This is a genomic window from Paucimonas lemoignei (assembly GCF_004342585.1).
GTDB lineage: Bacteria > Pseudomonadota > Gammaproteobacteria > Burkholderiales > Burkholderiaceae_D > Paucimonas > Paucimonas lemoignei.
On sequence record NZ_SLZQ01000005.1, the window covers coordinates 209,849 to 223,036 of the forward strand.

The 13,188-nt window shown below is 59.0% G+C and carries 12 protein-coding genes; all 12 read right to left on the reverse strand.

Annotation, left to right across the window (positions count from 1 at the left end):
• Positions 1-305: 305 nt before the first annotated feature.
• Positions 306-1,214, reverse strand: coding sequence for an ectoine hydroxylase (thpD, locus tag EDC30_RS10015; RefSeq protein WP_132258684.1), 909 nt, complete (start codon positions 1,212-1,214; stop codon positions 306-308).
• A 16-nt stretch (positions 1,215-1,230) separates the two neighbouring features.
• A complete protein-coding gene (locus tag EDC30_RS10020) occupies positions 1,231-1,632 on the reverse strand; it encodes an ectoine synthase (protein ID WP_132258685.1) in 402 nt (133 codons plus the stop codon).
• The gene (gene ectB / locus EDC30_RS10025; RefSeq protein ID WP_132258810.1) at positions 1,629-2,924 is read right to left on the reverse strand and encodes a diaminobutyrate--2-oxoglutarate transaminase; all 1,296 of its coding nucleotides are present in this window, start codon (positions 2,922-2,924) and stop codon (positions 1,629-1,631) included. The genes EDC30_RS10020 and ectB overlap by 4 nt, the downstream gene beginning before the upstream one ends.
• A gap of 53 nt (positions 2,925-2,977) precedes the next feature.
• Positions 2,978-3,505 carry a diaminobutyrate acetyltransferase gene (ectA, locus tag EDC30_RS10030; RefSeq protein WP_132258686.1) on the reverse strand — a complete coding sequence of 176 codons (528 nt, stop codon included), beginning with the start codon at positions 3,503-3,505 and terminating at the stop codon, positions 2,978-2,980.
• A gap of 85 nt (positions 3,506-3,590) precedes the next feature.
• Positions 3,591-4,133 (reverse strand): MarR family winged helix-turn-helix transcriptional regulator, encoded by a 543-nt coding sequence (locus EDC30_RS10035; protein ID WP_243656718.1) that lies wholly within the window; start codon positions 4,131-4,133, stop codon positions 3,591-3,593.
• A 372-nt stretch (positions 4,134-4,505) separates the two neighbouring features.
• Positions 4,506-5,276, reverse strand: a complete 771-nt coding sequence (locus EDC30_RS10040; RefSeq protein WP_132258687.1) for an enoyl-CoA hydratase — start codon at positions 5,274-5,276, stop codon at positions 4,506-4,508.
• Between the two features lie 75 nt (positions 5,277-5,351).
• Positions 5,352-6,548: an acetyl-CoA C-acyltransferase gene (locus EDC30_RS10045; protein ID WP_132258688.1), complete on the reverse strand. Its 1,197-nt coding sequence runs from the start codon at positions 6,546-6,548 to the stop codon at positions 5,352-5,354.
• Positions 6,549-6,579: 31 nt separating this feature from the next.
• Positions 6,580-8,967 (reverse strand): 3-hydroxyacyl-CoA dehydrogenase NAD-binding domain-containing protein, encoded by a 2,388-nt coding sequence (locus tag EDC30_RS10050; protein WP_132258689.1) that lies wholly within the window; start codon positions 8,965-8,967, stop codon positions 6,580-6,582.
• A gap of 15 nt (positions 8,968-8,982) precedes the next feature.
• Entirely contained in the window at positions 8,983-10,773 is a 1,791-nt protein-coding gene (locus EDC30_RS10055; RefSeq protein ID WP_132258690.1) for an acyl-CoA dehydrogenase C-terminal domain-containing protein, read from the reverse strand.
• Between the two features lie 15 nt (positions 10,774-10,788).
• On the reverse strand, positions 10,789-11,448 hold the full coding sequence (locus EDC30_RS10060; RefSeq protein WP_132258691.1) for a TetR/AcrR family transcriptional regulator: 660 nt from the start codon (positions 11,446-11,448) through the stop codon (positions 10,789-10,791).
• 118 nt (positions 11,449-11,566) lie between these two features.
• On the reverse strand, positions 11,567-11,953 hold the full coding sequence (locus EDC30_RS10065; protein ID WP_132258692.1) for an RNA-binding S4 domain-containing protein: 387 nt from the start codon (positions 11,951-11,953) through the stop codon (positions 11,567-11,569).
• 19 nt (positions 11,954-11,972) lie between these two features.
• A complete protein-coding gene (clsB, locus tag EDC30_RS10070) occupies positions 11,973-13,142 on the reverse strand; it encodes a cardiolipin synthase ClsB (protein WP_132258693.1) in 1,170 nt (389 codons plus the stop codon).
• Between the last annotated feature and the right edge of the window lie 46 nt (positions 13,143-13,188).

Here is a 13,188-nt window from a genome sequence, read left to right on the forward strand (position 1 = left end):
TATTGGGCTGCATTTTCTGCAGCAGCGTCGCCGCCCGGAGCGAATTCAGTTTTGACTTTTACGGTTCGTTGCGCACGCAATTCGAAGCAGTCCGCCCGGACCGGCACGATCGCTTGAACCGTTATGCATCCTTGCGCGCCAGCTATTCTCCGGGAACATGATCAAGCTGATGCCAGCGAAAGTGGGGACTTATGGCGATCATGCCATTCACCGCGCTTCTCGGCTGTGAATCGACTAGCGGGAGTAACGCCCACTAGTCGATTCACGCAAGCCGGTGGAAACCCCGGCTTGCCTGGTTCAGCCTTCTACAAGGCTTGCGGAGTCAAGGCTTCGACATCCTCGCGCGCGGCAATGTACTCCGGGCGAGGCTTCAAGCCATCCCTGGGAGCGCCCAGTTGATTGTCGATGCTGTTATAGACAAAAAACACATTGCTGCGCGGGTAAGGCGAAATATTGCCATTGGAGCCGTGCATGGTATTACAGTCGAAAAATACCACTGAGCCTGCCTTGCCCTTGCAGGAAGTGATGCCACCCAAGTCAGCCAGATAGCGCAGCAGCACTTCATCGGGCACGCCGATTTCCTGCTTCTTCAGCGACTTCTTGTAATTCTCTTCCGGCGTCTCTCCCTGGCAAGAAATGAAATGGCGATGCGATCCCGGGATCAGCATGAGCGGACCATTGTGTTCGTTATTGTCGGTCAACAGGATCGAGCAGCTCAAAGCGCGCATGGCCGGCATGCCGTCTTCGCTATGCCATGTCTCGAAATCCGAGTGCCAGTAAAACTCCTTGCCTTGAAAGCCAGGCTTGTAATTGATGCGCGACTGGTGGATATACACTTCACTGCCGAGAATATCGCGCGCCACATTCAGCACGCGCGGGTCGCGCACCAACCGGGAAAACAGCGAGTTCAGCCGATGCACGTTGAAAATCGAACGCACTTCGCCACTGCCCGGTTCGGCAATGACCTCGGCGCGCCCGGCATGCGCGAATTCCTTGCGCATGTGCTGCATCTCGGTGAACAAGCCCTGGACTTCTTCCTGCGAAAACAGCTCGGGCAGCAAGAGAAAGCCATTCTCGCGATAGGCGTCGCGCTGAGGCTGGCTCAGCACGGCAGGCCTGACCGACTGTTCCGCTTCGTACACCACCGGCTCCTGGCGCTGCAGGATGCCGGCATTGGACTGGGCGCGAGTCAGATAAGTATTGTGGGATAACATTGACGACTCTCCCCTCTTATTCGACCGTATCCGGCGCTTTGGCATACACGCCATCGGCGTCGTGCACTTCATCACCAACCAGCGGCGGATTGAAAGCACAGACCACGCGCATGTCGCAACCCGGATCGGCGCGCAGCCAGTGACGGTCATGCTTGTTGAGGGCATACATGGTGCCGGGTTCGATGCGGAAGATTTCACCGGACGGAATCAGCTCGACTTCGCCGCTGCCTTCCACGCAATAGACGGCTTCGACATGGTGCTTGTACCAGATATGCGTCTGGGTGCCGGCAAACAGCGTGGTCTCGTGCATGGAAAAGCCCATGCCATCTTCACGCAACAACAGCCGGCGGCTGGCCCAGGTATCGGTCTTGATGTCGCGTTCGGTGTTCAGAATATCTTGCAGGCGGCGTACGATCATGCTTCCACTCCTTTTTTGCTGGTGACGTTTTCATTGCTGATTTCGGTGACGGTGTCGGCGACGGCCTGTTCCAGGATATCCAGGCCGGCCAGCAGGGTTTCATGCTCGATGGTCAGCGGCATCAGCAGCTTGACGACTTCGTCGCGACCGCCCGATGTTTCGATGATCAAGCCATTCTGGAACGCCAGCGAAGTGACGCGGTCGGCCAGTTCGGGATTTTTGAATGCCAAGCCCTGCATCAGCCCGCGGCCGCGCCGGGTCATTTCGGCTGCCGGATAATTCTTGACCAGCTTGTCCAGATAAGCCGACACCGTTTGCGCCTTTTTCTCGATCGACGACTGGAATTTGCCGTCGCTCCAGTAGTGATCAAGCGCGGCCGCGGCTGTGATGAAGGCCATGTTATTGCCGCGGAACGTGCCGTTGTGCTGGCCCGGCTTCCATACGTCATGCTCCGGCTTCATCAGCATCACCGACAGCGGCAAGCCATATCCGGAGAGTGATTTCGACAAGGTGATCATGTCGGGCTTGATGCCGGCAGGTTCGAAACTGAAGAAGGTGCCGGTACGGCCGCAACCGGCCTGGATATCGTCGACGATCAGCAAAATCTCGTGACGGCGGCACAGCTGTTCCAGCTTCTTCAGCCAGTTCAGGCCGGCGACATTCAAGCCGCCCTCGCCCTGCACGCATTCGACGATGACCGCCGCCGGATGGTCGACGCCGCTGCTGGGGTCGGCAATCAACTTGTCGAGCATGGCGATGGTATCGACATCCATGCCGAAGTAGCCGGAATACGGCGCATGATGCACGCCGGTCAGCGCCACGCCGGCGGCGTCGCGGAACTTGCGGTTGCCCGTCAGGGACAGCGCGCCGAGGGTCACGCCATGAAAACCGTTGGTGAACGAGATGATGTTCTGCCGTCCGGTCACGTTGCGCGCCAGCTTGATGGCGGCTTCGACGGCGTTAGTGCCGGTCGGACCGGTGAACTGCAGCTTGTACTGCATCTGGCGCGGCTTGAGGATGCGTTCTTCGAAAGTGCGCAGAAAGTGTTTTTTCGCCGTGGTCGCCATGTCCAGGCCATGCACGATGCCGTCGTTGAGCAGGTATTCAACCAGCGCCTGCTTGAGCAGCGGGTTGTTATGGCCATAGTTGAGACTGCCGGCACCAGCCAGAAAGTCGATGTATTGCTGGCCATTTTCGTCAGTCAGCCTGGCGTTTTGCGCCTTCGTGAAGATGGTGGGAAAGGACCGGATATATCCGCGAACCTCGGATTCCAGGCGTGTGAAAGTACGCATCATGCTTCTCCTTTTCGGATAGGTGATGGATGGAGAGTGTCTAGCGGCCAGAATCAGGCCGGCCGATCCCAGGGACCGATCTTGTAGAGACTCTCCGCTTGGTGACCACTTGCGCCAAAGTCGCTGGCAGCAAACAGCGTGGTCGTGGTGCAGCCGGCGTCATGACGCACGGCGAATTGCGTGAATAGATTGTGGGAAGCCAGGTTATCCGGGCTGATGGTGGTTTCGACCCAGCGCAGGCCCTGCGCATGAACGCAATGCTGCAAGAGGTGTTGCAGCATGCGTGTGCCGAGTTTTTGTCCGCGTATGCGCTCGGCGACGGCAACTTGCCATATGAAGAGGGTATCCGGCTGCTGCGGAGGAACATAGGCGGTAATCGCGCCGACCAGTTCGCTGTCGCTTTCCGCGACCACGCTGGTTTGTGCATGATGCTCGCATAGCAGCAGATAGGCGTAGCGAGAATTGAGGTCCAGCGGCGGGCAAGCCGCCACCAGGTCATGCAGCGCGGCGCCATCGCGCCGTTCGGGAGGACGCAGCTGCAGGCTGCGGGCGACTGCCAGGTCCGGCATAAGTCCGTTCATGCATTCTCCTTTTTTAGGCGACAGTTCTCCCTGCAGCAGAATTGCCGCATCTTGAACTGTCAGGCGGAAGGGGAAATCAGGAAGCCTACAATGTGCCGCCGGGCGATTTGACTTCCAGCAGAGTGGCAAATTGTTCCAGTGCGATCACCAGCGTATGCTGGTCATTCTCCGGCAAGGTGCTCAGCGCACTGGTAAAGCCCTGGGGCAGCGCAGACGGCGCACTTTCGATCAAGGCCAAGCCTTCAGCTGTCACGGTGACATAGACGTTGCGCCGGTCACGGGTATCCCGCTCTCGCCGCACCAGCTTTTTTTCTTCCAGCCGGTCGACGATGCCGACCACGGTGCTCGGGCTGAGGTAGATGGCCCGCCCAATCGATTTCAGCGTGCTTGGTCCCAGTTGGGCAATCGCCATCAATGCCACCAGTTGCGGTGATGTGATCTTGTGAGTAGTGCTTAAGCGCTTGGAATGGTGCTCGACACACTGGGCGATCCGCCGCACGCTTTGCAGAATGCGGATGGAGTCATTGACAGCGACAAGCTTGGTGACATCGTTCATATCCGCAAGTTTATCGACATCCAGCCCCTCTGTCTCGCTCTCCGAAGCCTTGGGGCGCGTACTGGCTTTCACTGTTCTGATTTCCGGTATCTCCAAGTTGTTTTTTTTCATTGTATTCGCAGAAATATTCCATGTCAAATGATGTGAGTGACGATCATTCGCATTCAAATCATTTTATTGCGTGTATGCGGATACGAAAATTGCGCTGCGCATGTCGATGCAATGGCAGGTAAGAATGGCACGAAATTGAAAGTAAAAAGCCCTGATGAACAGGGCTTCTAAAACTAAAAAAACTTCAATGTGCAAGATAAAAATCGAGGACAACTTAATCTGTTACATGGAAGTGAGCAAGAGAGTTTCACTCTCATTTTTACGAGATCAGTTGCATTTTCATCGTGAAAATCACGCGTGTTTTGCCACTTCACGCACGATGCAATGCGCCCTTCACTCTTGCGGCAGCTTGCTGAAATCCGGCTTGCGCTTTTCCAGGAAGGCCTTGACCGCTTCCTGTGCTGCCGGCGCAAACAGCATGGCGGCGAAATGACGGATTTCCTCTGCCATCTGGGCTGAGACTGCCGCCTGCCGCCCTGCCTTCATCAATTGCTTGGTAATGCGGATTGAGCTCGGCGGCAGCGCTGCCAGCTTGCCTGCCTGGGCCAGCGCGAACGCCGCCAGTTCCTCCTTCGGCAGCACACGGTTAACCAGGCCCATGTCGCACGCTTCCTTCGCGCCAAACGTTTCGCCCAGCATCAGTGCTTCCGCAGCGCGCTGGTAGCCGGCCAATTGCGGCAACAGAAAGCTAGACGCAAACTCGGGACAGACACCCAGCTTGGCAAACGGCAGCGCGAATTTCGCATTGTCTGCCGCGTAGACCAGTTCGCAATGCAACAGCAGCGTGGTGCCGATGCCGACGGCATTGCCGGCGACGACCGCCACCAGCGGCTTGGTGGCTTTGGTGACGGCCGCCATGAAACGGAATACCGGCGCATCGGGATTGGTCGGCGGCTCGTTCAAAAAATCTTCCAGGTCGTTACCGGCGGTGAAGGCTTCTGTATTTCCCGTAAACAGAATCGCGCGCACCAACGCATCGTTTTCTGCTTCATGCAAGGCGTCGGTCATGGCCTGGTACATCGCCGCCGTGAAGGCATTTTTCTTGTCCGGCCGATTGAACTGGATGGTCAATACGCCATCGGCCTTGCTGCTTGCAATATCCATGTCTGCTCCAGTAAAAAAGCCGCACAGCTTGTGACCGTACGGCTTGATACGTCGATTTTTGATCCGCTATTAAACTTACACGCGTTCGAACACGCCGGCGGCTCCCATGCCGGTGCCGACGCACATGGTCACCATGCCGTACTTCAGATTACGGCGACGCAAGCCATGCACCACGGTCGCCGCGCGGATGGCGCCGGTGGCGCCCAGCGGATGGCCCAATGCGATCGCGCCGCCCAGCGGGTTCACCTTGACCGGGTCCAGCTGCAGGTCGCCGATCACCGCCAGCGCCTGTGCCGCAAAGGCTTCGTTCAGTTCGATCCAGTCGAGCTGATCCTGGGTGATGCCGGCGGCACGCAATGCCAGCGGCACGGCTTCCTTCGGGCCGATGCCCATGATTTCCGGCGGCACGCCGCGAATAGCAAAGGAAGTGAACTTGGCCAGCGGCGTCAGGTTGTGCTCCTTGAGGATTTTTTCGCTGACTAGGATCAGCGCGCCGGCGCCATCCGACATCTGCGAGCTGTTGCCGGCGGTGACCACGCCCTTGGCGGCAAACACGGGCTTCAATTTTGCCAGCGCTTCGAGGTTGGTATCGGCGCGCGGGCCTTCATCCTGCGTCGCCGTGCGAGTCTTCACATCGATTTCGCCGGTGGCGAGATTGGGGAATTTCTCGACGATCTCGAATGGCGTGATCTCGTCATTGAACTCACCCTTTTCCTGCGCCGCGATCGCCTTCTTGTGCGAATTCAGCGAAAACTCGTCCTGCGCCTCGCGCGAGACTTTCCACTGCTGCGCCACTTTCTCGGCTGTGATACCCATGCCGTACGCCATGCCGACATTTTCATCCTTCAGCACCAGCGGATTGATCGACGGATGGTGTCCCATCATCGGCACCATCGACATCGATTCGGCGCCGCCGGCGATCATCACATCGGCTTCACCCACACGGATGCGGTCGGCCGCGATCGCCAGCGCCGCCAGGCCAGAAGCGCAATAGCGGTTGACGGTCATGCCGCCGACGGTATTGGGCAAGCCGGCCAGCAGCACGCCCATGCGGGCAAAATTCAAGCCCTGCTCGGCTTCCGGAAAGGCACAGCCGATCACGGCATCCTGGATCAGCTGCGGATCGAGATTCGGCGTCTGCGCCACGGCAGAGCGGATCGCATGCACCAGCAGGTCATCCGGGCGCACATGGCGGAACATGCCGCGCGGCGCCTTGCCGACGGGCGTGCGGGTGGCGGCGACGATATAAACTTCTTGCAATTGCTTGGTCATCATTAACCCCTTAGTTTGCCCCGTAGGCCCATTAGTTACGCACCGGTTTGCCGGTCTGCAGCATGCCCATGATCCGTTCCTGCGTCTTCGGACTATTGAGCAGTTCGAGGAAGTACTTGCGTTCCAGGTCCAGCAGCCACTGTTCGCTGACCAGGCTGTCCGGCTCGACATCGCCGCCTGACACGACTTCGGCGATCAGCGAGCCGATCTTGTAGTCGTGGGCGGAGATGAAGCCGCCGTCACGCATGTTGATGAGCTGCGCGCCGATGGTGGCGATGCCGTAGCGTCCGGCCACCCGCACCGGCTCCCGCAGCGGCGCACGGTAGCCTGCATCGAACAGGGCGCGCGCCTCGCTCTTGGCCACGTGCAGTAATTCGTATGGATTGAAAACGATGACATCATCCTCGGCGAGGTAACCCAGCTTCTTGGCTTCCAATGCCGACTTGGAGACGGCAGCGGTAGCGGCATGCATGTAGGTGTCTTTCAGGAATTGCAGTATATCGGTGCCCTTGGCTTGCTTGGCCGCGCGCAGCGCGATTTCCTTCAGACCGCCGCCGCCCGGCAGCAAACCGACACCCACTTCCACCAGGCCGATATACGATTCCAGCGCCGCCACCCGCTTGGCGGCATGCATGATCATTTCGCAACCGCCGCCCAGCGCCAGCCCTGCCACTGCCGCGACTACCGGCACGTTGGCGTATTTGAGCATCATGTGGGCATTCTGCAGGCGCGAGACTTCCGGGCCGATAGCCTTGACGCCGCCTGCCATGAAGACCGGCAGCATGGATTGCAAATCGGCGCCAGCCGAGAAGGCCCCGCCTTCAGCCGCATCGGCATGCCAGATCACCAGACCCTTGTAATTCTTTTCCGCTTCGGCGACCGCGCGCTTCATGCCCTCAACGACGTCCGGGCTGATGATGTGCATCTTGGTCTTGAACGACAGGATCAGCACATCATCGTTCTGGTGCCAGATGCGCACGGCATCGTCTTCATGCACGGTGGTGCCGGCGGTCGCTCCCTTGGGTGCATTTTCGCCCACCAGCTGCGCGCGGAAAGCCTGGCGCTGATACACCGGCAAATCGGAACGCGGCACATAGGCATTCTTTTTCGGCGAATACGAACCTTCTGGCGTATGCACGCCTTCGCGGCCATCGAACACCCAGGCTGGCAGCGGCGCCTTGCACAAGGCGTTGCCAGCCTCGATGTCTTCCTTGATCCAGTTGGCGACCTGCTGCCAGCCGGCGGCTTGCCAGGTCTCGAACGGACCGACGCTCCAGCCGAAGCCCCAGCGCATGGCGAAATCAATGTCGCGCGCATTGTCGGCAACCGATTCGAGATGCACGGCGATATAGTGGAAAGCGTCGCGGAAGATCGCCCACAGGAATTGCGCTTGCGGGTTGGTCGATTCGCGCAGGGCTTTCATCTTCTTGACCGGATCCTTTTCCTTCAGGATGCGGCCGATGATGTCATCCGCCTTGGCGCCGCCCGGCACGTAATCGCCCTTGGCCGGATCCAGGCGCAGGATATCCTTGCCCACCTTCTTGTAGAAACCGGCGCCGGATTTTTGTCCGAGCGCGCCGGACTCCACCAGCTTCGTGACCACTGCCGGCGTGGCATACACGTCGTAGAAGGGATCATCCTTCAAGGATTCCTGCATGGTGCGCACCACGTGCACCAGCGTATCGAGGCCCACCACATCGGCGGTTCGGAACGTGCCTGACTTGGCGCGACCCAGCTTGGCGCCGGTCAAGTCATCGACCACATCGTAGGACAGGCCAAATTTTTCCGCTTCATGGATCGTCGCCAGCATGCCGAACACGCCCACGCGGTTGGCGACGAAGTTCGGCGTATCCAGCGCGCGCACCACGCCCTTGCCGAGCGTGGTCGTGAGGAAGCCTTCCAGCTGATCGAGAATATGCGGCGCGGTGGACGCGGTCGGAATCAGCTCGACCAGGTGCATGTAACGCGGCGGGTTGAAGAAGTGCACGCCGCAGAAGCGCGCCTTCAACTCGGCATCAAAGCCTTCCGACAGCGCATTGATCGACAGCCCGGAGGTATTGGAAGCGAAGATGGTATTCGGGCCGATGTGCGGCGCGACCTTCTTGTACAAGTCGTGCTTCCAGTCCATGCGCTCGGCGATCGCTTCGATCACCAGGTCGCAGTCTTTCAGGAGATCGAGGTTGTCCTCGTAGTTCGCCGGCTGGATCAGCGCGGCATCGTCCTTGTTGCCCAGCGGGGCAGGATTGAGTTTCTTGAGATTCTCGATGGCTTTGATGACGATGCCGTTTTTCGGACCTTCCTTGGCCGGCAGATCGAACAGGATGACCGGCACCCTGGCGTTGATGCAGTGGGCGGCGATCTGCGCCCCCATCACGCCGGCTCCGAGCACGGCGACTTTCTTGACGATGAAGTTGGACATCAGGGGCTCTCCTTGTTAAAACAGATCGGCGTCCAGCGCCATCAGGTTGGACGCGCCGGAACGGGCCTGGCGGATCAGCATCGCGGTTTCCGGCAGCAGGCGGCCAAAATAGAATCGCGCCGTCGCCAGCTTGGCCTTGTAGAAGTCGTCACCGGAATCCTGCTTTTCCAGGGCGATCTTGGCCATGCGGGCAAAGAAATACGCAAACACCAGGTGGCCCGCCACGCGCAGGTAAGGCACTGCTGCGGCGCCTACCTCTTCCTGGTTCTGGAAGGCCTTCATGCCGATTTCCATGGTGAGCTTGGTCACCTTGTCGCCAAGGTCGGCCAGCGGCGTAATGAATTCGTTCATCGCTTCATCGGTGCCATTTTCTTCGATGAAGGCCTGGATTTGCGCACCGAACTTGCGCAGCTTGGCACCGTTATCCATCAGCACCTTGCGCCCCAACAGGTCGAGCGACTGGATGGTGTTCGTGCCTTCGTAAATCATGTTGATGCGCGAATCGCGCAGGAACTGTTCCATGCCCCATTCGGCGATGTAGCCATGGCCGCCATAGACCTGCAGCGCTTCCGAAGCGGCAATGAAACCGTTATCGGTCAGGAAGGCCTTGACGATCGGCGTCAGCAATGCCACCTGGTCTGCAGCATCCTTCCTGAATTCCTCGTCCGGGTGATTCAGCTCGCGGTCGATCATCAATGCGATATACGAACTGAAGGCGCGACCGCCTTCGGCATAGGCACGGGCAGTGAGCAGCATGCGGCGCACGTCCGGATGCACGATGATCGGGTCGGCCGGCTTGTCCGGCGCCTTCGGACCCGACAGGCTGCGCATCTGCAGGCGGTCTTTCGCATACACCACGGCGTTTTGATACGCCACTTCCGTCAAGCCCAGCGATTGCATGCCCACGCCCAGGCGCGCGGCATTCATCATCACGAACATCGCCTGCAAGCCGCGGTTCGGCTCGCCGATGATCCAGCCGACTGCGCCATCCAGATTCATCTGGCAGGTGGCGTTGCCGTGGATGCCCATCTTTTCTTCGATGGCACCGCAGGTAATCGGATTGCGCTCACCCAGCGTGCCATCCGCATTGGGGATGAACTTCGGCACCAGGAATAGCGAAATGCCCTTGGTGCCGGCGGGCGCATCCGGCAAGCGCGCCAGCACCAGGTGGACGATGTTTTCCGCCATGTCGTGCTCGCCGGCGGAAATGAAAATCTTACTGCCGGTAAGACGATATGCGCCATCGGCTTGCGGTTCAGCCTTGGTGCGCAACAGTCCCAGGTCGGTGCCGCAATGCGCCTCGGTCAGGCACATGGTGCCGGTCCATTCGCCCGACACCAGCTTGGGCAGGTACAGTTGCTGCAATTCGGGCGTGCCGTGCGCATGCAGGCACTCATAGGCGCCATGGGAGAGGCCCGGATACATCATCCAGGCCTGGTTCGCCGAATTCATCATTTCATAGAATGAATTGTTCACCACGATCGGCAAGCCCTGGCCGCCGTATTCCGGGTCGCACGCCAGCGCAGGCCAGCCGCCTTCTACATACTGGCGATAGGCTTCCTTGAAGCCCTTCGGCGTGGTGACGGTATGCGTTTCCTTGTCGAGCTTGCAGCCTTCGCGGTCGCCGCTATGGTTCAGCGGGAACACGACATTCGAGGCAAACTTGCCGCCCTCTTCCAGCACCTGGTTGATGGTGTCGGCATCGAGGTCGGCATGTTTGGGAAATTGTTTCAATTCCTCTTCCACATGCAGCAGCTCGTGCAAGACGAATTGCATGTCACGCAGGGGAGCAATGTATTGTCCCATGGCAGTCTCCTTAGCTTAGGCGGTTTTTTTAGTAGGTTTTGTGGGGGTGGCAGCAGGCAAGATCGCTGCTGCCGGATTACGGTAACTCTCGATCAAACGCTCGAAACCCGTCTGCGCATGCTGCACGCTGCCGGGGCGCTGGATGAAGCGGGCATCGTGGTGCAGCGCCAGCACCAAGCCATACATTTCAAACACCATCTGGTCGGGATCGGTATCGGCGCGCAAGTGGCCTTCGTCGATCGCTTGCTGCACGCAACGGCGCAAGCTGCGCTGCCAGGTTTGCACCATTCCCGCCAATTCTTCACGCACCGCGCCAGGGCGATCGTCGTACTCCACCGCGCCGCTGATATAGATGCAGCCGGAGGCGATTTCCAGCGTGACGCGCTTGACCCAGCCTGAAAACAATGCCCGCAAGCGCGGCAGTCCGCGCGGCTCGTTCATGGCAGGGTAAAAGATCTCTTGCTCGAACTGATGGTGATAAAGCTTGACCACGGCAATCTGCAAATCTTCGCGCGAGCCGAAATGAGCAAACACGCCGGATTTGCTCATCTTCATCCGGTCGGCGAGCGACCCGATGGTCAAGCCTTCCAGTCCTTCGCGGCTGGCCATGGCCAATGCCGTTTCCAAGATGGCGGCATGGGTTTGCTCACCCTTGCGCAATTGTCTTGTTGCCATGCCCGTTTCTATAAAATGGAGTGAATGCCAAATAATCGTACGACCGTACTATTATGCATTCCCCGCCAAAAGTCAAACGGGTTTTTTAATACTGTTTGGAATAAACAAAAAGCAACTTTTACCACGAAGAGCGGTCCAGCTTGCGGCGATCGCGCTTGGTGGGACGGCCCTTGATCGCTTCGCCCGGCTCCTGGAAAAACTTCCGCTGTTCCGATTTTTGCTGGCGCTTTGCCATGCTTTCCGGGGTCTCGGCATAGAGGGTTTGCGCTATGCTGGCTGGCCCACGGGTTTCCGACAAGTCCAACACCTGCACTTCCCATTCCGTCGAACCATTGTCGATATCCAGCTTGTCGCCGGGCTTGACGCTCCTGGCCGGTTTGACGCGCTCGCCATTGATGCGCACCTTGCCGCCATCGACCGCATCGGTCGCCAGCGAGCGGGTCTTGAAGAAACGGGCGGCCCACAGCCACTTATCGATGCGCACCGCCGTGCTGTTTATACTCATGTTTTATCTCAACAACCTGTCAGGATTCATTAGCCCATGCAATCAGCTTGATGGTGTACCGATAAAAATAATACGCGATGCCATAGCTGACGCGCTTGTACCAGGGGATCTTGGCGAAATCCACCTGCCGCATCGGCACGCCATCGGCCACGCCCCGCTCGATATGCTGGCGCAACGAAACCGCGAACGCCTCGTCGCGCACCACCACATTCGCTTCCTGGTTGATGAACAGGCTTAAGCCATCGTAATTGGCCGACCCCACTGTCGCCCACTGATCGTCAATCACGGCCACTTTGCCATGCAATTGCGTCTTGTGGTATTCGACAATTTTCACGCCGCTTGCCAGCAGCTTGGGATAATACGAACGCGCCACCGCATCCTGTAGGCGGAATTGCCCCACGCCCAGCAGCAAGGTCACGTCCACGCCGCGCGACGCCGCCCTGGCCAGCGCAACCCGCAACTTGCGGCCCGGCGCGAAATACGGATTGGCCAGCCAGGCACTCTTGCGCGCGCGCCCAAGCGCTTGCAGATAGGCGCGTTCGATGGTGCGGCGGTTACGCAAATTGTCGCGCACCACCAGCGCCGCCATGGTCGGCTCGGCCTCAGCTGGCGGACGTCGCCGCCGCAATGCCTTGAATTGCTCCAGCCGCGTGCGCAGATTCAGTTGCAGGCGTCCCATCCGCATCCATTGCGCTTCCATTTCACGGTGGATTTCCATCACCAGCGGACCGCTGATGGATACGGCAAAATCCCAGCGCCGCGCCGGCAGGATGACGCGGTAATCCTCATCGTCGCGCATGTCGTCGTTGATATTCAAGCCGCCGACAAAGCCAAGGTGACGATCCACCACGCACAGCTTGCGGTGCAGGCGCGTCGTGCCGCGCCGGAACCATGGGTTATAGCAGCGAAAATGCACGCCGGCGCCGGCAAACTCGCGTTCGAGCCGCTGGCTTTGCTCCTTGCCGGTGCCGAGCCAGTCGACGATCACATTCACGAACACGCCGCGGACAGCGGCACGTTTCAAAGCGGCTTCTATGCGGATTCCGGTTTCATCCGGCGAAAAGATATACGTCTCCAGATAAATCTCCACTTTCGCCGCATCGATAGCGGCTTCGAGCGCCGGAAAAAACTCGGCGCCGCAATGCAGAAGCTTGACGATGTTATCGGTAGTGAATTTTACGGAACGCATAATGGGAAAAGCCGGCAACGAAACGCCACAACGCGGCGTCTTCAAA

What these genes read in the sequence shown, in the direction of transcription:
- EDC30_RS10060 (WP_132258691.1), bottom strand. Translation starts at nt 11,448, where the DNA reads ATGGCAACAAGACAATTGCGCAAGGGTGAGCAAACCCATGCCGCCATC.
- EDC30_RS10055 (WP_132258690.1), bottom strand. Translation starts at nt 10,773, where the DNA reads ATGGGACAATACATTGCTCCCCTGCGTGACATGCAATTCGTCTTGCAC.
- EDC30_RS10065 (WP_132258692.1), bottom strand. Translation starts at nt 11,953, where the DNA reads ATGAGTATAAACAGCACGGCGGTGCGCATCGATAAGTGGCTGTGGGCC.
- ectA (WP_132258686.1), bottom strand. Translation starts at nt 3,505, where the DNA reads ATGAACGGACTTATGCCGGACCTGGCAGTCGCCCGCAGCCTGCAGCTG.
- clsB (WP_132258693.1), bottom strand. Translation starts at nt 13,142, where the DNA reads ATGCGTTCCGTAAAATTCACTACCGATAACATCGTCAAGCTTCTGCAT.
- EDC30_RS10020 (WP_132258685.1), bottom strand. Translation starts at nt 1,632, where the DNA reads ATGATCGTACGCCGCCTGCAAGATATTCTGAACACCGAACGCGACATC.
- thpD (WP_132258684.1), bottom strand. Translation starts at nt 1,214, where the DNA reads ATGTTATCCCACAATACTTATCTGACTCGCGCCCAGTCCAATGCCGGC.
- EDC30_RS10045 (WP_132258688.1), bottom strand. Translation starts at nt 6,548, where the DNA reads ATGACCAAGCAATTGCAAGAAGTTTATATCGTCGCCGCCACCCGCACG.
- EDC30_RS10040 (WP_132258687.1), bottom strand. Translation starts at nt 5,276, where the DNA reads ATGGATATTGCAAGCAGCAAGGCCGATGGCGTATTGACCATCCAGTTC.
- EDC30_RS10050 (WP_132258689.1), bottom strand. Translation starts at nt 8,967, where the DNA reads ATGTCCAACTTCATCGTCAAGAAAGTCGCCGTGCTCGGAGCCGGCGTG.
- ectB (WP_132258810.1), bottom strand. Translation starts at nt 2,924, where the DNA reads ATGCGTACTTTCACACGCCTGGAATCCGAGGTTCGCGGATATATCCGG.